Source organism: Bradyrhizobium manausense (assembly GCF_001440035.1).
In the GTDB taxonomy this organism is placed as follows: domain Bacteria; phylum Pseudomonadota; class Alphaproteobacteria; order Rhizobiales; family Xanthobacteraceae; genus Bradyrhizobium; species Bradyrhizobium manausense.
The window spans coordinates 212,474-231,329 of sequence record NZ_LJYG01000016.1; the positions used below are offsets into that span (position 1 = coordinate 212,474).

The 18,856-nt window shown below is 64.6% G+C and carries 21 protein-coding genes; 4 read left to right on the forward strand and 17 right to left on the reverse strand.

Annotation, left to right across the window (positions count from 1 at the left end; translation table 11 throughout):
* Positions 1 to 10: 10 nt before the first annotated feature.
* On the reverse strand, positions 11 to 913 hold the full coding sequence (locus AOQ71_RS03500) for an alpha/beta fold hydrolase (protein ID WP_057741989.1): 903 nt from the start codon (positions 911 to 913) through the stop codon (positions 11 to 13).
* Positions 914 to 1,101: 188 nt separating this feature from the next.
* A complete protein-coding gene (purD, locus tag AOQ71_RS03505; protein ID WP_057741701.1) occupies positions 1,102 to 2,385 on the reverse strand; it encodes a phosphoribosylamine--glycine ligase in 1,284 nt (427 codons plus the stop codon).
* 368 nt (positions 2,386 to 2,753) lie between these two features.
* Here purD and AOQ71_RS03510 point away from each other — a divergent pair, with 368 nt between their 5' ends.
* Positions 2,754 to 3,020, forward strand: coding sequence for a hypothetical protein (locus AOQ71_RS03510; protein ID WP_057741706.1), 267 nt, complete (start codon positions 2,754 to 2,756; stop codon positions 3,018 to 3,020).
* Between the two features lie 132 nt (positions 3,021 to 3,152).
* Positions 3,153 to 4,580, forward strand: a complete 1,428-nt coding sequence (locus AOQ71_RS03515) for a hypothetical protein (protein WP_057741710.1) — start codon at positions 3,153 to 3,155, stop codon at positions 4,578 to 4,580.
* A 402-nt stretch (positions 4,581 to 4,982) separates the two neighbouring features.
* Here AOQ71_RS03515 and AOQ71_RS03520 read toward each other — a convergent pair whose 3' ends face one another.
* From AOQ71_RS03520 to AOQ71_RS03550, 7 genes are all read right to left on the reverse strand, one after another.
* Entirely contained in the window at positions 4,983 to 5,303 is a 321-nt protein-coding gene (locus tag AOQ71_RS03520; protein ID WP_245316675.1) for a hypothetical protein, read from the reverse strand.
* Positions 5,304 to 5,307: 4 nt separating this feature from the next.
* On the reverse strand, positions 5,308 to 5,496 hold the full coding sequence (locus tag AOQ71_RS03525) for a DUF3606 domain-containing protein (protein WP_057741713.1): 189 nt from the start codon (positions 5,494 to 5,496) through the stop codon (positions 5,308 to 5,310).
* A 722-nt stretch (positions 5,497 to 6,218) separates the two neighbouring features.
* Positions 6,219 to 6,356, reverse strand: a complete 138-nt coding sequence (locus AOQ71_RS46590) for a hypothetical protein (protein ID WP_157083351.1) — start codon at positions 6,354 to 6,356, stop codon at positions 6,219 to 6,221.
* A 361-nt stretch (positions 6,357 to 6,717) separates the two neighbouring features.
* Positions 6,718 to 7,017, reverse strand: a complete 300-nt coding sequence (locus tag AOQ71_RS03535; RefSeq protein ID WP_057741722.1) for a winged helix-turn-helix domain-containing protein — start codon at positions 7,015 to 7,017, stop codon at positions 6,718 to 6,720.
* Complete coding sequence (locus tag AOQ71_RS03540) at positions 7,017 to 7,571, reverse strand: hypothetical protein (protein ID WP_057741995.1); 555 nt, start codon at positions 7,569 to 7,571, stop codon at positions 7,017 to 7,019. The genes AOQ71_RS03535 and AOQ71_RS03540 overlap by 1 nt, the downstream gene beginning before the upstream one ends.
* 11 nt (positions 7,572 to 7,582) lie before the next feature.
* Entirely contained in the window at positions 7,583 to 8,173 is a 591-nt protein-coding gene (locus AOQ71_RS03545; protein WP_057741725.1) for an inner membrane-spanning protein YciB, read from the reverse strand.
* A complete protein-coding gene (locus tag AOQ71_RS03550; RefSeq protein WP_057741728.1) occupies positions 8,170 to 9,180 on the reverse strand; it encodes an alpha/beta hydrolase in 1,011 nt (336 codons plus the stop codon). The genes AOQ71_RS03545 and AOQ71_RS03550 overlap by 4 nt, the downstream gene beginning before the upstream one ends.
* A gap of 136 nt (positions 9,181 to 9,316) precedes the next feature.
* Between AOQ71_RS03550 and xseA the strand changes: the two genes are divergently transcribed.
* Positions 9,317 to 10,939: an exodeoxyribonuclease VII large subunit gene (gene xseA, locus AOQ71_RS03555; protein WP_057741731.1), complete on the forward strand. Its 1,623-nt coding sequence runs from the start codon at positions 9,317 to 9,319 to the stop codon at positions 10,937 to 10,939.
* Positions 10,940 to 11,233: 294 nt separating this feature from the next.
* Here xseA and AOQ71_RS44715 read toward each other — a convergent pair whose 3' ends face one another.
* On the reverse strand, positions 11,234 to 11,407 hold the full coding sequence (locus AOQ71_RS44715) for a hypothetical protein (RefSeq protein ID WP_162268303.1): 174 nt from the start codon (positions 11,405 to 11,407) through the stop codon (positions 11,234 to 11,236).
* 122 nt (positions 11,408 to 11,529) lie between these two features.
* Entirely contained in the window at positions 11,530 to 12,360 is an 831-nt protein-coding gene (locus AOQ71_RS03565; RefSeq protein WP_057741737.1) for a dienelactone hydrolase family protein, read from the reverse strand.
* A gap of 209 nt (positions 12,361 to 12,569) precedes the next feature.
* Between AOQ71_RS03565 and AOQ71_RS03570 the strand changes: the two genes are divergently transcribed.
* Complete coding sequence (locus AOQ71_RS03570; protein ID WP_057741740.1) at positions 12,570 to 12,791, forward strand: DUF2093 domain-containing protein; 222 nt, start codon at positions 12,570 to 12,572, stop codon at positions 12,789 to 12,791.
* A gap of 195 nt (positions 12,792 to 12,986) precedes the next feature.
* Here the strand turns inward: AOQ71_RS03570 and lpxK are convergent, their stop codons facing one another.
* The 6 genes from lpxK to AOQ71_RS03600 form a co-directional block, all read right to left on the reverse strand.
* Positions 12,987 to 14,003, reverse strand: a complete 1,017-nt coding sequence (lpxK, locus tag AOQ71_RS03575) for a tetraacyldisaccharide 4'-kinase (protein ID WP_057741743.1) — start codon at positions 14,001 to 14,003, stop codon at positions 12,987 to 12,989.
* Entirely contained in the window at positions 13,996 to 15,354 is a 1,359-nt protein-coding gene (locus AOQ71_RS03580; protein WP_083513901.1) for a 3-deoxy-D-manno-octulosonic acid transferase, read from the reverse strand. Before AOQ71_RS03580 ends, lpxK begins: the two co-directional genes overlap by 8 nt.
* On the reverse strand, positions 15,317 to 16,030 hold the full coding sequence (locus AOQ71_RS03585) for a lysophospholipid acyltransferase family protein (protein WP_057741749.1): 714 nt from the start codon (positions 16,028 to 16,030) through the stop codon (positions 15,317 to 15,319). Before AOQ71_RS03585 ends, AOQ71_RS03580 begins: the two co-directional genes overlap by 38 nt.
* Positions 16,027 to 16,275, reverse strand: coding sequence for a DUF4170 domain-containing protein (locus tag AOQ71_RS03590; protein WP_057741752.1), 249 nt, complete (start codon positions 16,273 to 16,275; stop codon positions 16,027 to 16,029). The genes AOQ71_RS03585 and AOQ71_RS03590 overlap by 4 nt, the downstream gene beginning before the upstream one ends.
* Positions 16,276 to 16,337: 62 nt before the next feature.
* Positions 16,338 to 17,150 carry a 3'(2'),5'-bisphosphate nucleotidase CysQ gene (locus AOQ71_RS03595; protein ID WP_057741755.1) on the reverse strand — a complete coding sequence of 271 codons (813 nt, stop codon included), beginning with the start codon at positions 17,148 to 17,150 and terminating at the stop codon, positions 16,338 to 16,340.
* Entirely contained in the window at positions 17,137 to 18,534 is a 1,398-nt protein-coding gene (locus AOQ71_RS03600) for a TldD/PmbA family protein (protein WP_057741758.1), read from the reverse strand. Before AOQ71_RS03600 ends, AOQ71_RS03595 begins: the two co-directional genes overlap by 14 nt.
* Between the last annotated feature and the right edge of the window lie 322 nt (positions 18,535 to 18,856).

The window sequence follows — 18,856 nt, forward strand, 5'->3', positions numbered from 1 at the left end:
ACGGTGTGGCTCACGCCGAGAAGAACGTACGCAGCGCCTGCGCGGTCACGTCGGGGTTCTCCTCGGTGAGGAAGTGGCCGGAGTCGACCGGCATGCCGTCGACATTGGTGGCCCATTGCTTCCAGACATCGAGCGGGGTCGCGGCGGCCTGGGCGATGCCAGAGCCACCCCACAGCGCCAGCATCGGCACGGTGATCTTCTTGCCGGCTTCGAAATCGGCCTTGTCGAGGTCGTAGTCGATATAGGCGCCGGCGCGGTAGTCCTCGCACATCGCGTGGATGCGGGCGGGATCGCGGAACGGGGCGATGTAGTGCGCAAGCGCGCGCGGGTCGATCGCATCCAGATTCTTCGACTTGGTCTGGCTCGCCATCTTGAAACGCAGGAAGAATTCGCCTTGTCCTGCGATCAGCGTCTCCGGCAGCGGCGCGGGCTGGGCCAGGAAGGTCCAGTGGTAGATCTTCAGCGCGTAGGCGCGATTCATGCGCTCCCAGTAATTATAGGTCGGCAGGATATCGAGCACGGCGAGCTTCGACAGCCGGCCGGGATGATCGAGCGCGAGGCGATACGAGACGCGGCCGCCGCGGTCGTGGCCGGCCAGCGCGAAGTGGACGTGGCCGAGGCGCTCCATCATCTCGACCATCGCCTTCGCCATCGCGCGCTTGCTGTACGGCATGTGCAGCGCGTCGCTCTCGGGCATGTCGGACCAGCCATAGCCCGGCAGGTCGGCGATGATCAGCGTGAACCGGTCGGCGAACTCAGGCGCGACGCGGTGCCACATCACATGCGTCTCGGAGAAGCCGTGCAAGAGCAGCAGCGGCGGCCCCTTGCCACCGACCCGGGCGAAGATGCGGCCGAACGAGGTGTCGGTCCATTCGGAGGCGAAGCCGGGATAGAGGTCGGCGAGATCGGACATCTTCTGCATCCTTGTCTGGTCAGTCGCGGGGGTCCGACACACCAAAAGTCGAAAACAACCCCATGCACAGTAGCGGTATTATCAGCGGGGCGGCTAACCCCATCTGCTGATTGCGCATTTCTGCAATGTCGAGATGGGGCCAAACGTCGAGATTCCGGATCGGCGCGTTGCGCCGTCCGGAATGACGGCTAGCTGCGCGCCTTCTCGGCTTCCACCGCCTGCCAGCCGATATCGCGGCGGCAAAAGCCCTCCGGCCAGCGGATCAAGTCGACCGCCTGGTAGGCGCGCGCCTGTGCCTCAGCCACGGTCGCGCCCAGCGCGCAGACATTGAGCACGCGGCCGCCATTGGCGAGGATGGCGCCGTCCTTGGCGACGGTGCCGGCGTGGAAGATCTCGACGGTGTCGACCTTGGCCGCATCATCGAGCCCCTCGATCTCAGTGCCCTTCTGGTAGTCGCCGGGATAGCCTTTTGCCGCCATCACCACCGTCAGTGCCGACTCCGGATACCAGCGCAGGTCAAAGTTCTTCAGCTGGCCGTCACACGCCGCGAGCAACGCGGGCACGATGTCGCTCATCATGCGCAGCATCAGCACCTGGCACTCGGGATCGCCGAAGCGGACGTTGAACTCGAACAGCTTTGGGCCCTGCGTCGTCAGCATGATGCCGGCGTAAAGCACGCCGCGGAACGGCGTGCCGCGCTGCTTCATGCCCGCGACCGTCGGCAGGATGATTTTCGCCATGATCGCGTCGTGGATCGCGGGCGTGACCAAAGGCGTCGGCGAATAGGCGCCCATGCCGCCGGTGTTCGGGCCGACGTCATGGTCGAACACGCGCTTGTGGTCCTGCGCCGAGGCGAGCGGGATGGCGGTTACGCCGTCGCACAGCGCGAAGAAGCTGATCTCGCGGCCCGCCAGAAATTCCTCGATCACGACTTCAGCGCCGGCCTCGCCAAACGCGCCCTCGAACATCATGGCGATGGCGTCCTCCGCCTCGCGCACGGTCTTGGCGACGACCACGCCCTTGCCGGCGGCAAGGCCGTCGGCCTTGACCACGATCGGCGCGCCCTGGCTGTGCACGTAAGCGAGCGCATCGGCAGCGTTGGTGAAACGCTTGTAGGCGCCGGTCGGAATGCCGAATTCGGTGCACAGCGCCTTGGTGAAGCCCTTGGAGCTTTCGAGCTGGGCCGCCGCCTTGCTCGGCCCGAACGCCTTGATGCCGGCGGCGGTGAGATCATCGACGATGCCGGCCGCCAGCGGCGTCTCTGGGCCGACCACCACGAGCTCGACCGCGTTCTTTTTGCAGAAGTCGATCACGGCCGCATGGTCGGCGACATCGAGCGCCACGCACTCCGCCTCGCGCGCGATGCCGGCATTGCCGGGCGCGCACCAGAGTTTGGTCACCAGGGGAGAGGCCGCGATCTTCCACGCCAGGGCATGTTCGCGGCCGCCGGAACCAAGCAGGAGAATGTGCATCGAAGGCTCGGAAAATGAGGGGTTTTGCTGGGGCGGAGGTCGCACGAATCGGGGTGGGGCTCAAGGGGGGTAGACCAATCACGCCTGTCATTCCGACGCGAGCCAAGCTCTCCTAACCTTGCCACAATTCAACAGCGGAAATTGCGCTGCAATATCACGCTGCGGTCGTTGGAGTGTATGGTCAGTAGAAAAAATCTAAATTCCGTCTTGGCCGCAGATGCGTCGGCGCGGTGCCCGGCTCTGATAGCGACCGGGGCGGATTGACGCATGAGTGTACCGATTTCGGGACTCGAACTCGTCCGTATTCGCCCCGTGAGGGGCCCGCGAGCGAATCGGCTAATTTGGTTCGATTTTAGAAGGGATCAAGCATGACCATTGATCTAAGCAAAGCGCGCTATCCGCACGTCCCGGAGCGAAACAAACGCATTTGCGCCCGCTTCGACGAAGGACGCGCCTCTGGTCTGTCGTTGACGGCCCTCGGAAAGGAATTCGGCCTCAATCGCGAGACCATTCGCGGCATCATCCGCCGCCGTGACAACGCGCGCCGACGAGCAGAGGCACTTGCGCCGCGCAGAGAGGCGTTTGCGAAGGGCGTAGATCGTCAACTCAGCGACCGTCGATCGGCCCACGGCTGAGCTAGACGAGATCGAATTACGGTGCACTAAATTTCAAGCCAAAGCATTGGATGACATAGTTTAGTGCACTGTCACCGTAATCGCCGTCTCGATGAATGGCTCGATGCCAAACTCTTACGAAGAGCTACATAAGTGACGTTGGTGGTCGCAGGCTCAATCAACGGCAGGGGCTGGATTGTTTCGGACACGCTGATATCCGGCGGTACTATCACCTTGAGGGATCGAGAATATCAAGTGAAGTGCCTTGCGGCGCAGGATCGGCGCTCTCTCGTAGCTTTTGCGGGGAACGACGCGCACAACGGTCTCCTAGCAATTGAAGAAGCAGCAGCGATGCCTAGCGGCGAAGACGCGTTGCGGGCACTGCAAGCTGTTCAAGCCGCGAATCCAATCAACGATTTTCTTTATATGTTTCTAGACGAGGGGACCGCGCGTCTGTTCAAAGTCTCTGACCGCGGGCACGCCTCCGAAACCAGCGCAGCGTATATCGGAGAACAGAGTGCGTTTGAGCAATTTCAAGGAATTCGCCACGCCACCGAAACCGATCCAGTTCCGCTGTCCCTTGAAACTTTCCTATTTGGAACCAGAGCACCAAGCGAAATCCCCAGCGCGGTGTCCAGCGTTACAATTTCTATGCTGCGAATGTTCATGCAGCGAGCCGAACGAGACGTTGGAGGTTGGGCGGTTCCATATGTTCTAATACCAGAAGGCGCATACATGTGCGGATACGCGCACGGGGTTTCTGATCCGATCTTTGACAAGATTGCTCCAGGAACGGTCGTTCCTCACGGGACCGCGGAAGCTGGAGGGTATGGTCTTTCCGTCACCGAATTCGGAGACCTTGAAGGCATGGTGGTTTATTACCGCCAGATGCCGGGCGGACTAGTTCTGGTTCGGCAGGAGCGGAATTACGACGTCATTCGAATAGATGGCGCTCCCAACTTGTTTCTCGCTGCCGCTCGTGAGCTACTGAAACAGCCCGTCGACATATTTTTCGGCGAGGATATGCCAACCAGTTTGCCAGATAGCATAACGATACTCCGAGACGAATCTGGCCAGCCGGCTGCTGCAATAGCAAGACGGGGCAACAACCTGTCTTTCTCTGTTCTAAACCTTGCGACAGCTTTCAAGACCAGCCGCAGGTTCGATTTTGGTAACGAACAAAAGGGACCCAAGTCGGTGACCGTACAAAATGTAACGTTGACGCTTACTGACCGCAATCAAGTCGCGCTCCAGTTGGTTCACGACGGAAAGGTGGTCGGCGAGTCATCACTCAATGCAAGCGAGCTGGACACGATTGTTGCGGGCCTCGCCCAGTTCCGGGCTGCGTTGGATCAGCCTGTACCTAGCGAGCCCGATCAAAGTGGAGGATCGCAAGAACTTCTCGTAATTGATCCAGCGTGGCGTACCACCGCTTCGCCGCACAGCGAGATAGATGGAATTGTCCTGCGCTTGCGACACGTAGGGCTCGGTTGGACTTCGTTCCTTTTACCTCGTCACGAGGCGCAAGCATTGGGGCAATGGCTTGTCGACAATGCAGCCGGCCCAGCCACAAATGAATAATACGTAATCGGAGACAACAATGGAGAATTGCGGTGACAGTGCACTAAACTCCAAGCCAGGATGACATAGTTTAGTGCACTGTCACCGTAATCCACCACGAAGCGTTCGCCGAACTCGGGGGATTACGGTGACAGTGCACAAAATTCCAAAGCCTAAGCATTAGTTGCCCCGGTTTGGTGCACTGTCACCGTAATCCCCGTCATTCCGGAGCGCGCGTAGCGCGAGCCCGGAATCCATTGGGCTCCAGCGTCGGTAGATGAATGGATTCCGGGCTCGTCGCTTCGCGACGCCCCGGAATGACGGTTGAGAGAGGCGCGCCGCGCGAACGCGACGAGGGTGCTCTTCCCTTTGCCCCTTGCGGCTGCCCTCTCCCGCAAGAGGCGGGGCACGGCAATGCGGATCTCACCGGCGGAGCCATCCAACAGCGTTCGCCCGCAGGGAGAGCAGCCAATTCCAGAGGCGGGCGAACCAGGGCAGCGTGAGGAGTTTCGGGCGGACGATCCTGAACAGTCTTTCGACCAGAAACAGGCTAGCCGCGTAGGCGCACAGGATGACGGCGGTGCCGGTGATCCAATGCCCTTCACCTGCAATCGCGACGGCAGCGAGCTTCAGGGGCTCGACGATACTGGCCGGGATGAGAAGCAGTATCAGGGATTGGTAAGGCCCCAATCCCTCGATGTGGCGACGCAGCCACGATCGCTGATGTGACGAGGGCTGCGACATGGGACTATCGCCCGAGCCTCTTCTCCACCTTCTTCCTGGTATTGCCGACTTTTCTGACCGCCTTCTTGACGGCCGAGGCCGATCGTCCTGATTTCCTGGCCTCGTATTGGACTTCGTAGTCCTGCCCGCCAGCGACGCGGCTGCGGTCCTGCTCGCGCCCGCGGGCGGTTTGTTTCTTTGCCTTCTTCGCCATGACATTCCTCCTCATGGCGCAACGCAGGAATAAGTCGCCCGGTTCCGAGAGCCTTTCCTCGCTTTGATGACGGCGCGATCCGAGACGCGCTGCTCGCGCCGAGACGCGAATTGGAACGTACCGGGGGCGGATCGCTTGATGGCTCAAAGGAGTGCCATCATGAACACCTCCCGTTTCGCGCTCGTCATGGCAATTATCATTCCCTGCTCCGCGTTCGCTCAGGGTGGCGGCGGAGGAGGAGGTGGTGGTGGTGGCGCTGGAGGCGCAGGCGGAGCATCATCTTCGGCCGGCGGCGCGGCAGGCGCAGCTTCCTCGGCCGGGAGGGCGGGTGCAGCCGCAACATCTCCATCCGGTTCAGTCGGGACCGGTGCCGCGGGCACTGTCGCCCCGGGGACTGGCGCCCCGGGGACTGGCTCCCCGGGGACTGGTGCAAATGCGAACGCGACGACGGCACCTGGCGTCAACGCACCTAACCCTGGCAGTGGATCGACCACCGGAAACGTTGCGGGCGGCAGCCTCAACAGCCCCTCGCCCGCCCAATCAGGTGCAAATCTTCCAACAGGCAGCGGCAACGGACTGACAACGGGAGCGGCGCCCGGCACGAACACGGCCGGTACGGCAGCCCCATCGGGTTCGCCCGCGAACGCTCAAGCCACGGCCCCTGCGGGCGGCATCGGCCGGCCGATGACGACGGACGAAAAGGGCAGTGACGACAAGATCGATCAAGAGAACAACCGCGCCGATAGAATCGTGGGGAAGATTTGCAAAAGTTGCTGAATTGCACCCTGTGCATCGCTTTCATCGCAGCGCTTGCGCTGAATGAGCCTGCCGAGGCCAGACACCACAGGCAGCATGCGCATCCCGTCGCATCCGGGACAGGCGAGCCCAACGCCACGAAGCCTGCCGCGGGTACGCCTCGCGATCCCGCCGACATCGCGCTGGAGAGGAAGATCAAGAGCATCTGCCGCGGCTGCTAGGCACAATGGGAATGGGTGACGGTGCTGGCGCTTTGTTGAAGTTCAGTGCAACTGTCACGGTAATCCGTAATTCGCGTAATTCCGTCATTCCGGGGCGCGCGTAGCGCAAGCTATGGTGCGCAATTGCGCAGCTGAGAATCCATCCGGCGGCAGCGTTGGGGCGAAATGGATTCCGGGTTCGTCGCTTCGCGACGCCCCGGAATGACGAAGGAAGGATGCGTGCGTGCCGTGACGACGGCGGATTCTACACCTGCTTCCCCGCAATGATCTCCTGCAACGTCGCCACATGCCGCGCGAAGGCGCCGCGGCCGGCGGCGGTGGCGGTCACCGTTGTTTGCGGCTTCTTGCCCACAAAAGCCTTGTCGACCGAGACGTAGCCGGCCTTCGCCAGCGTCTCGATATGGGCGCCGAGATTGCCGTCGGTGGCGCCGGTGAGTTTTTTCAGCCGGGCGAATTCCAGGCCTGAGGCGACCGGCAGGGCGTTCAGGGCCGCCATGATCTTCAGCCGCAACGGCTGATGGATGATGTCGTCGAGCTCGGCCATCAGATCCGCCGCATCCAGAGGCCGCCGAGGATCAGGCCGCCGCCGTTGACGAAGGCCATCCAGAGCGGGAAGGCGGCGCCGATATAGAAGAAGCCGATCAATGTCAGCGCGGTGATGACAAGGCCGATCGCGACGAAGGCGGTGCCGAACCAGAGCCCCGCCAGCATGTAGAACAGCATGAAGTAGAGCGGCCAGAACGTGCCCTGCTGGCGCGGGCCGAATTGGCCGATCACGCTGGTGCAGAGATAACCGAAGGCGAAGAACAGCACGAAGACCAGCAGCAGCCTGATATCGAAGGCGGCGCCATAGGCGTGATGCGGCGGATTGAAGACGCGAAGCGCGACCAGACCCGCGACGCCCACGACATCCACCGCAATCCAGGCGTAGCCCGCATAGAGCGGCCACGCCCAAGTTACCAGGTTGCCGGCGAAGACCAGAACGCCCCACCAGATCGCCGCGAGGCTCGCCAGTTCGTAGAGCCGCGATTGCCGCACGCGCTGGACGATGTCATCGATCTCGGCCAGCGCTTCAGCCGCCTGCTTGCTGTCGATCATGGCTGTCACCATCAACCCGGTATCACCGCAACATCGTCGGCGCGAGCGGCGGCACGCCGGCGCCGCGCAACGGCGATGGTGCGCATAGCTGCGTAACTGATCAGGAACATCACGGCCTTGCTGACGATGCCATAGATCGACATCGCCGCCGACCAGGTCGCGACGTCGAAGTTGAGCGCCACGATCACGTTGAGCGCGGCAGAGAAGAACATCAATGCCGCCCAGGCGTAGCCGACGATGATGGCGATGTCAGGCACCAGCTCGATCGCCACGGGCGGCAGATAGCGGTTCATCCAGCCGCGCTTCAGCATCACGATGCCGACGATGACGTAGATCACGCTCGGCTTGATCATGACGAAACGCGGATCGTTGGTGATGAGCGTGACGGTGCCGGCGCCGAGCACCAGAAACAGGCTCATCCATTGCATGATGTCGATCGGCTTGCTGCGCGCGAATTGCCAGCCGATCTGGGCGAGGCCGAGCGCCATGCCGAGCACGACCGACAGGGTCACGTTGTGGGTCAGCAGATAGAGCACGAGAAAGAACAGCGTCGCCGCCATGTCGAGCAGCAGCAATTTCCCTGCTTGGAGCAGATTTTTCATGATTGCCCCGCCCCTCTGGTCGCCACGTCCTCGGCGATCGCATTGACCGCCTTCGGATTGGTGACCATGCCCATATGGTTGACGCCGTCGATGATCTTGACGTCGATGGACGGCCTGATCGCCTGCACGACTTCCGCATATTTGCCTGAAATCATCATCTCGTCCTCGCCGCCGCCGAAGATCGTCATCGGATGCGTCACGGCGGGCAGATCGAGGCGATAGCCGTGCGTGGCGAAATTGCGCATCAGGCGGTCGGAATAAACAGCGGTGAGAATGCGCTCCGAATTCGCAGGCACCGCGAAAGCGAGCACCGGCAGCTGCGCGCAGCAATCGATGCCGAGCTTGCGCAGCGCGGTGAGGCCGAGGAAGCGCGGGATATCGGCATTGGCCCAGCCGCCGGAATGCGCGACGTTGGTCGGCGCGTCGTAGCCCAGATAGGGCGCGACCAGCACGGTGCGGACGAACAGATCCTGGATGATCGGGGTCGCGGCAATGCGCAGCGAGAAACCGGCGCCGGCGGAATGGCCGATCAGCGTCAGCGGCAGCTCCGGCGCACTTTTGCGGACATGGGCGACGAAATCGACGAGGTCGTCCTCGAGCTGGCCGACATAGCCGATATCGCCGCGCGTGCCCGAGGCACCGTGGCCGCGCGTGTCCAGCGCCCAGGTCTCGACGCCGTGCGCGGCGAGCGCCGCCGTCAGCGCGTGGTTGACCGTGCCGGAGGAGCCGGACGAGCCGTGGATGAAGATCGCACCGCGACCGGTCTCCGCGCCCTTCGGTTGATAGTGGCGGAAGCCGAGCCAGCTGCCGTCGCGGGCCTGGAAGTGCTCCAGCGGCGGCAGGGTGGACCAGTCGATGCCCTTGGCGGAGTCCGAGACCGAGCGCAGCTCGGGCGGCCGCTGCAGCGGCGTCGCGACCAGCGCGGTAAAGACCAGGGCGACGGCGCCGACCGCGCACAGACCCCATTTGAGCAAGCCCAGCACCCCTCGGAGCAGCCGCATCGCCATGGTCGAACTCCTTCATTGGAACATCAATAGAGAACTCTATATTACAGAGTACTCTTGCGATCAAGAGGCGGATTCGCGCTCCGGAGCGAAAATCCTTAACGTCCTGATGACCCCAACATGCCGAATCGTTTGCCAGATGCCGCCTGCGGAACAACTTCACAACGCGCCTGAATTCACCGTTTCCGAGCTGTCCCAGTCGCTGAAGCGGACGGTCGAGGACACCTATGGCCATGTCCGGGTCCGCGGCGAGATCTCCGGGTTCCGCGGCGCCCATTCCTCCGGCCATTGCTATTTCGCGCTCAAGGACGAGAGCGCCAAGATCGAGGCGGTGATCTGGAAGGGCGTGCACGGCCGCATGCGCTTCAAGCCCCAGGAGGGGCTCGAGGTGATCGCGACCGGCAAGCTCACCACCTATCCGGGCTCGTCGAAATACCAGATCGTGATCGAGGCGCTGGAGCCGGCCGGCATCGGCGCGCTGATGGCGCTGATGGAGGAGCGCAAGAAGAAGCTCGCCGCCGAGGGCCTGTTCGACGAGGCGCGCAAGCAGCTCTTGCCCTGGCTGCCCGAGGTGATCGGCGTCGTCACCTCGCCGACCGGCGCCGTGATCCGCGACATCCTGCACCGGCTCGAGGACCGCTTTCCCCGCCGCGTGCTGGTGTGGCCGGTGAAGGTGCAGGGCGAAGGCTCGGCCGAGCAGGTCGCGGCCGCGATCCGCGGCTTCAACGCGCTGCCTGAAGGCGGCAGAATTCCGCGGCCCGACGTGCTGATCGTCGCGCGCGGCGGCGGCTCGCTGGAGGATCTCTGGTCGTTCAACGAGGAGATCGTGGTGCGCGCGGCGGCCGAGAGCATGATCCCGCTGATCTCGGCGGTCGGGCACGAGACCGACATCACGCTGATCGATTTCGTCGCCGACAAGCGCGCGCCGACGCCGACGGCGGCCGCGGAGATGGCGGTGCCGGTCCGCAGCGAATTGTTCGTCGAGGTGGCTGATCTGGCGCGGCGCACGCGCGCCTGTTGGCAGCGTGGCCACGAAAACCGCCGCAACGAGCTTCGCGCAGCCGCGCGTGCGCTGCCGGCGGCATCAGACCTGCTGGCGATCCCGCGGCAGCGGCTGGATTCGGCGGGCGCGTCCCTGCCCCGCTGCCTCAAGGCCAACACGCATGCGCATTTCCGCAGGTTTACCGCGGCTGGCTCGAAGCTGACGCTGCGGGTGCTGCACGGCCAGATCGCGCAGGCCGGGCACCGGCTCACCGTCTGCGGCGAGCGGCTCGGCCTGTCGGCGCGCTCGCTGCTCAGGCGGCGGCGCGACCGCTTCGCCGGACTTGAAGTGCGGCTGCGGGCCTCGAAGCTCTCCAACGCGCAGGCCCAGCGCAATGCGATTCTCCGCCAGCGCGAGCGTACGCAGCGGCTTTCCGAGCGGGCGGGCCGCGCGCTGGTGACGTTGCTGCAGCGGCTCGATGCCCGCGTCGAGAACAGCGGCAAGCTGCTCTCCGCCCTGTCCTATCGCGGCGTGCTCGCCCGCGGCTTTGCCTTGGTGCGCGATGATTCAGGGCATCCGCTGCATTCGGCCGACGCGATCGGGCCCGGTGCACGCGTCGAGATCGAGTTCGCGGATGGCCGCGTCGGCGCGACTGCGGATGCCGATCGGCCGGCGGCGGTGGCGAGGCGTGCGCCGGTGCAGCCGAAGGCTGCGGCGCAGGAGACAAAGCCGGCACAGAGGCGCGTGGCCAAGCCGGTCGATCAGGGCAGTCTGTTCTGAGGTCGGGGGCGTTGCCTCTCGCTGCGAAGGCCGGAACCCATACTCCAGGGAGAAGTTCGGCGAAGACTTGTCGTTCGGTACGTAGACCGACCGCAACCGATCGATCGCGCGGTATCGGTCCCGGTTCCCCGCGCGCAATTGCGCGCTAGGCCGGGACAACATTGGAGTTGGGAGCGCGCGCTCTCATCCCCGTCATTGCGAGGAGCTCTTGCGACGAAGCAATCCAGAATCCCTCCGCGGAAAGATTCTGGATTGCTTCGCTGCGCTCGCAATGACGGCGTTGAAGCAGCCCGCTCAGCGGCAGGACAATCCCGCGTCCATCGTGGTCCAGAAGCCGCAATGTTCCGGGGCGAGCTGGGGTGCGCCGGCGTGGGCTTCGAACAGGAAGATCGCGACGGTGAAGATGGCGAGGGCCGATGAGAAGATGACGATGCGGTTGCGCATGGTGATGCGTTTAGCTGACATCATGGTCGAACTAAGGCGCGTCGGCTGCTTGTAACCCGATGAAGCGCAAGCGTCATCCGGGATCTCTTGCTGCGGTGAGACTTTCCCGGATTGCGCTTCGCTCCATCCGGGCTACGACACCGTCCTCACCGCGCCAGCCACTCCGCGACTTCCTTCTGCGACTCCGCCCGCGCCGCGGAATCGGTGCCGAGATGGCCGTGCTCGGGAACGGCGGCATCAGGGCTGGCGCTAACTGCGTGCAGCGGCGTGTTGGCGCGGTCGAAATCGTGATAGGCGCCGGGATAGACCACGATGCGCGCGAGCGCGCTGCGGCCATGGGCGCCGTCCACCATCTGGCGGCAGGCCGGGGGCGAGGAGACGTCGTCATTGGCGCCGATCAGCACCAAGGTCGGCACCCGCGTGCTCCAGCCGAGACCGGCCGAGATCCGGCAATCCGGATAGAACGCGATCGCGGCGCGGAAGTCCGGGCCCGCATCGCGCGCGGCGGCTTGCGGCCGCACCGCCCAGAGCAGCGCACTGGCGCCATTGGCCCAGCCGATCAGGCTGACACGGTCGCGGGCCACCCAGCTCTGCTTCATCAGCCAGGCGCGTGACGCCGCGATGTCGGTGACACGCTCGCGCCGCGCCTTGACGTGGATGTCCTTGACGCGGCATTGCGGCCCGAGCTCGCGCGAGCCATAGCTGTCCGGAAGCAGCACTGCATTGCCCGCCTTGAGCAGGCGCTCGGCCCAATCGCGATAGCGCGGCTGGACGGAATCGGAATGACTGCCGAGGCCGCCGCAGCCGTGCAGCGCGATCACGGTCGGAAACGGCCCCTCGCCCTCGGGCTTGAACAGCTGCGCATGCAGGACGCCGGACGACAGCGGAATCTCGACCGCTTGCGGCACAGGCGCCGGCGCGGCCTGCGCGGCCGACATCAGCAGTGCCAGGAACAGGGCGGAAGTTAAGGCGCGCATCGGACTCTGTCGCAGGAGGTGCCGCACGGCCTCCAGAATTATCATGCGGTAACGGCGGCAAAACATCACAAACCGGTGGGTTTAACGGGCGGACAAGCCGTCCTATCTATGCTAGGTCAGGTCCAACACATCGTGCCCTCCAAGGTTCACCCATCAGGGGTTGCCCTAAAGGTGTTCCTGGAAGCGGCCTCCCACGGAGACTTTCGACCGTGCTGAACAAGTTCGGCCCCTCGGGCCATGGCGAAGCCCAGGTGCAATATCTCGACGGCGATTTCCGCGTGATCTCGCCCGGGACTTTCGTACGCTGCGCTGTGACCGACACGCGGATTCCGCTCGACGAATTGAAGTACTGGAGCGTGGACCTGCAAGAGGCCTACGCCACGCCCGCCGCCGTGCTGCAGCGGCATTTTCCCGGCGCGCCGAAGCCGTGATCTCGTAGCCATAGATGGCCAGCGATGAACGTCGGCTGAATAGCGAACTGCCGTAGGGAAGGTTAGCCGCGCGGATGCGCGAAGCGCATCTGTGAGGCGTAACCCACCGTGCTTCAGCGAATGCGGGCGAAGTTGGTGGGTTACGCCCTGCAACTGCGCTTTGCGCGGTTGCAGGTCTAACCCGCCCTTACGAGGTCATCGCTTGCTGAAGCGGCGCTCGCGGGCCTTGTAGAGATGATCGCTGATCAGCTGCTTGAGTCTGGCCGGATCGTCGAATTCGAGCGCTACCTTGAACGGCACGATGCCGTCGGGCACGCCATCAATGCCGCGCAGGCGCGCGAGATCTTTTTCCGTCGTCACCAGGGTGAGCTGCCCGGCTTTCGCGTCGGCCGTGAGCGCGGCGAGCTCGTCGCGCGAGAACATGTGGTGATCGGCGAAGGGACGCGTGCGCGCGACGTCGATGCCGCCGGTGCAAAGGGTGCGGAAGAAACGCTCGGGATCGCCAATGCCCGCGAAAGCGAACACCGGCTTGCCCCGCAGTCTTGCAACCGAGTCCGCATCGGGCTTCAGCCGCGCGCGCAGCACCGGCTTGCCACGTTCGGCAATCTCAGCCGCGACATCGTCCGCGGCATGGCCGTCGCCGATCAGCACCAGCGCGTCGGTGCGCGATAGCTGTGGCTTGAGCGGCGCGCGCAGAGGGCCGGCCGGAAACACCTTGCCGTTGCCGAGGCCGCGCTCGCTGTCGATCACGATCAGCGAGGCATCCTTCAAGAGGTTTGCATTCTGGAAGCCGTCGTCCATCAGGATCACGGTGGCGCCTTGCGACTTCGCCAGCGCGACACCGTCGAGGCGGTCGCGCGCGACAGCGACCGGCACGTCGCGCACCATCATCAAGGGCTCGTCGCCGACCTCAGTGGCGGTGTGACGCATCCGATCGACCATGACGGGGCCGCGCAAGCGCCCGCCATAACCGCGGCTGAGCACGACCGGGCTCTCGCCAAGCTCGCGCAGCAGCTTGGTCAGGGCCAGCACGGTCGGCGTCTTGCCGGCGCCGCCGACATGGTAATTGCCGACGCAGAGCACGGGAATGCCGGCGTCAAATCCACTGCGCGCCATGCGGCGCGCGGTGATGGCGCCATAGAGTGCGCCGAGCGGGCTGAGCAGATGCGACTTCGGAGAGCGCGGCCGGTACCAGAAGGCCGGCTCACGCATTGGCGGCTCCCATCTCGATCCGCAACTGCATCAGATACGGCTCGAGCGCCGCCATGGTGCGATCGAGCGCGCCGCCGAGCTGCTCGACCACGCCGCTTCCCGCGCGCTGCATCTTGTCGCGCACGCTTGGCTCGGCCAGCAACAGGGCGAGCTGCTTCGTCAGCGCCTCCTGCGTGTCGACCTGGCGCGCACCGCCGCTCTGGTCGAGGGCCGCATAGAGTTCGCTGAAATTGGCAACGTTCGGGCCGTGGACGATAGCAGCGCCAAGCTTGATCGCCTCGATCGGGTTCTGGCCGCCCTCTCCCACCAGCGATTTGCCCATGAACACGATCGGCGAGAGGCGATAGAACAGGCCGAGCTCGCCCATGGTGTCGGCGACATAGACATCGGTCGTCGCCGCCAGCTGCTCGTCGCGTGAGCGCAGCGCCGGCTCCAGGCCCGACGCCGCGATCATGCCAGCGATCGATGAGCCGCGATCCGGATGCCGCGGCACGATCACGGTCAAGAGCTGCGGGAAGATGCCGACGAGGCTGCGATGGGCCGCGACCAGCATCTCGTCCTCGCCCGGATGGGTCGAGGCCGCGACGATGATCGGCCGGCCGCGCGTCATCGTCATCAGCCGTTCGAGCTTGGCGGGATCTGCCGGCGGCGCCGGCACGTCGAGCTTGAGATTGCCCGTGGTGACGACGTCACGGCCGCCGAGCGCGGCGAAGCGTTCGGCATCGGTCTTCGACTGCGCGAGGCAGATATCAAAGCGCGACAGCAGCGCCGAGATGGTGCCGTGCATCCGCCGCCAGCGCGGGAAGGAGCGCGGCGACATCCGCCCGTTGATCAGCACCATCGGCACGCGGCGCGCCGCGCCGGCCAGGATCAGGTTCGGCCACAGGTCGGATTCGATGAACAGCGCCAGCGACGGCTTCCAATGGTCGAGGAAGCGCGCGACATAGCGCGGGGAATCATACGGCACGTATTGATGGATGACGTCGGGCGGAAAGCGTCTTGCCACGACGGCCGCCGAGGTGACCGTGCCCGACGTGAGCAGGATGCGCAGGTTGAGATCGCGCAGGCGCTCGATCAGCGCTGCCGCGGCCAGCACCTCGCCGACGCTGGCGCCGTGGATCCAGACCAGCGGGCCGTGCGGCCGCACGTCCCTGCTGAGCCCCCGCCGCTCGCCGACGCGCGCGGGGTCTTCCTTGCCTTGCCGCAGCCGCCGCTTGATCAGCGCAGGCGCGAGCGGCACGAGGCTCGTCGTCAGGCGGCGATACATCCGCAGCGTCATTGGCAGCGACTTGGGAAGCGCGTGGGGCAACGAGCTAGCCATCTGCAGGCCCCTTGCGGACGAGCTGCGCATAGGCGCGGCTGGTGGCTTGGTTCAGCGTATCTTCCAGTTCCTGCCGCAGCTCTTCCATCTTCGCGGCATCAGCGTCCGCGGGAACGCGGATTTCCTTGATGCCGACCAGGACGCCCCGGCCGAACGGCAGGTTGATGGTGGTGCGGTCCCAGTTCCTGAGCCGGATGAAGCGGCTGGTCGCCATCGCAAAAGGCATGATCGGCCGCCCCGATTCCCGTGCCAGCATGATGATGCCGAGGCCGGCCACGCGCGAACGCTTGGGGACATCGGCGGTCAACGCGACATTACAACCGTCTTGCAGCGTGTACACCATTTCCCTGAAGGCGCCGACACCACCCTTGCGGTGGAACGCGCCGCCGTGATCCCCGGACCCCCTGATGGTGCCGATGCCGAGCCGCTCGGCGGCAACCGCGTTGAACTCGCCGTCGCGGTGGCGGGAGATCAGCACCTTGGCGCGGTACCAGTCCTTGTTCTTGATGAACGGGGTGAGGAAATGCTGGCCGTGCCAGAACGCGAAGATCGCCGGCATCTGCGGCTCGACCAGCTGATAGACGTCAGGCGGATCGAACGTGAACCTGTTGGTCCGCCACACCAGACGCAGATATTCGGCCGCCAGGACCCCGACGGCACGCTGAAACCAGCTGCTTCGCAGCGTATTGCGAAGCAGTTTTTTCAACGCGCCGGCTTCGTTTCTTGATTCGGGTCGAGCAGCCGGTGCAGGTGGACGATGAAATAGCGCATCTGCGCGTTGTCGACCGTGCTCTGCGCCTTGGCGCGCCAGGCGACGTGGGCGGACGCATAGTTCGGGTAGAGGCCGACGATCTCGACCTCGTCGAGATTCTTGAAGGTGTTGTGCTCGAGGTCAAGCAGCTCACCGCCGATGACGAGGTGAAGCAGTTGTTGCGGGGCACTATCTGACATGAGTTCGGTTCCTAACAGGCTGCCCGGCAAAGCAGTGGTCGACAAGCACGCCGACGGGCGCTTCAGGGCAAGGGACGATTGCGAAAATGCGCGACAATGCTCGCATGACGATCGCGTCCCGCTGCCACCAGCACCCCGTGCGTCACTTCCCGGCGATTATAAAGGATGGGACCTCCAGAGAGGTCGCTCATCCTACCATCCGCTTCCTGCACGATCAAATCGGCCGCCGCAAGATCCCAATCATGGCTATTGCCGCCCGCAAAAGCCGCATCCAGGGCGCCATTGGCGACCCGGCACAGCCGTAGCGCGAGCGAACCGATTCGCGGATGCAGCTTGACGTCGCCGACCTTTGCATTGAGTCGCTCGACCATCGGCTTGGGGCCGGCCATGCGGGCGAAGTCGAGCAAGGAGCCGGGCGTCGCCCGGACCTGATTGCCATTCAACGTGGTGCCCTGGCCGCGGGCGGCGAAAAAGAACTCGTTCGTCGCAGGCGCGTAGACCGCGGCCAGCACCGGCGCTGAAACCTCGACCAGCGCGACGCTGACGCACCATTCGTCATGGCCATTGAGGTAGTTGCGGGTGCCGTCGATGGGATCGACCACCCAGGTCAGCCGCCGCGACAGCCGCGCCTGATCATCGGCGCTCTCCTCCGACAGCCAGCCATAGTCGGGCGTGGCACCGCGCAGGCGCGCTTCGAGCAGATCGTTGACGGCGATGTCGGCTTCCGAGACCGGCGAGGACGCGCCCTTGATCCACTTCTTCAGTGTGGTGCGGAACATCGACTGCGCCAGGCTTCCCGCCTCCCGCACCGTCTCCTGCAGCAGCGCTGCGTCACGCGTCAGTGTCGTCGTGTCGGAAAAGTCAGCGTCCGCCAAGCGTCAGTCCCTCGATGCGCACCGTCGGCGCATTGATGCCGTAGCGGAACTCGAGATTGTTGGCCGGCTGCATCGACTTGAAGATCTCGAACAGATGGCCGGCGATCGTCACCTCGCTGACGGGATAGGTGAGCGCGCCATTCTCGATCCAGAAGCCGGAGGCGCCGCGGCTGTAATCGCCGGTGACGCCGTTGACGCCGGAACCGATCAGATCGGTGACGTAGAAACCTTGGCCGATGTCGGCGATCAGTTCGGCCGGGCTCAGTGTGCCGGCTTCGAGATGCAGATTATACGGCCCGGGCGAGGGCGAGGACGAGACGCCGCGATGGGCGTGGCCTGTCGTGGTGAGACCGAGCTCGCGCGCGGTGGCGCAGTCGAGCAGCCAGGTCGTCAGCACGCCGTCGTCGACCAGCGCGGTCCGCTTCACCGCGACGCCTTCGGCGTCGAAGGTCTGCGAGCGCAGGCCGCGCTTGCGCAAGGGATCGTCGATGATGCGGATGTTTTTCGAAAACAGCTGCTGGCCGAGCCTGTCCTTCAGGAAACTGGTCTTGCGCGCGATCGAGGCGCCGTTGATGGCGCCGACGAGATGGCCGACCAGCGAGCCGGCGACGCGAGGATCGAACACCACGGGCACCTTGCAGGTCTCGACCTTGCGCGGATTATAGCGCGCCACGGTGCGCTCGCCGGCGGAGCGGCCGACGGCTTCCGGCGACAACAGATCGGCAGCGTGCGGCGCCGAGGTGAAGTCGTAGTCGCGCTCCATGCTGGTGCCTTCGCCGACGATGGCGGTCGCCGAGATGCCCTGGCTGGAACGCAGGTAAGAGCCGTGGAAACCGGTCGAGGTGACGAGCACCATGCCGCCCATGCCCGCGGAGGCGGATGCGCCGCCGGATTTCGACACGCCCTTCACGGCAAGTGCGGCGGCCTCCGCTTCGAGCGCGCGGCGCTCCAGCTCTGATGTTGCGGGCACGTTGGGATCGAGCAGGTCGAGATCGGGGAAGTCACGCGCCAGCAACGCAGGATCGGCGAGGCCGACATATTTGTCATCAGGCGCGACACGCGCCATCGCCACCGCACGTTCCGCGAGCTTGGTGACGGCATCGCCGCTCGCGTCATTGGTCGAGACCACGGCCTGGCGCTGGCCGACCAGCACGCGCAGGCCGACATCGTCGCCCTCGGACCGCTCGGATTCCTCGACGCGGCCGTCGCGCACCTCGACGCCCTGCGAGACGCCGCGCACCGCGACTGCATCGGCCGCATCTGCGCCGGCGCGCTTGGCCGCCTCGACCAGGCGTTGCGCCAGATCCGACAGCGCGGATTGGTCAAACAGGGCGCTGGTGGCTTTGGACTGAAGCGTCGAGCTTGCGGATGGTGAAGAGTTCACAAACGAAATCCTGTTGGGGCGCGCGGGAGGTTTCGGGGCGATCTTAGGCCCTGAACACCAGATGTGCCCAAATGGTGCGGACTTCAAGCATTTTCAGTCCGCAGGAGGCTCAGATTCGCTGCTTTCGCGCAACGTCTCGTCAATCATGCGCGCCAAGGTCTTGTCAATCATGGCGGGCGGTGAGGTTGGATTAACCAGCCTTTTTAAGCGGTTTCGGAAGCCGCCGCGCTAAGCTCCTCACATCGACCGGGAACATAATCCTGGCGGGGAGAACGAAGGCCGTGAGGCGTCAAACAGCAATATGCGGGGTCAACCCCGCCGG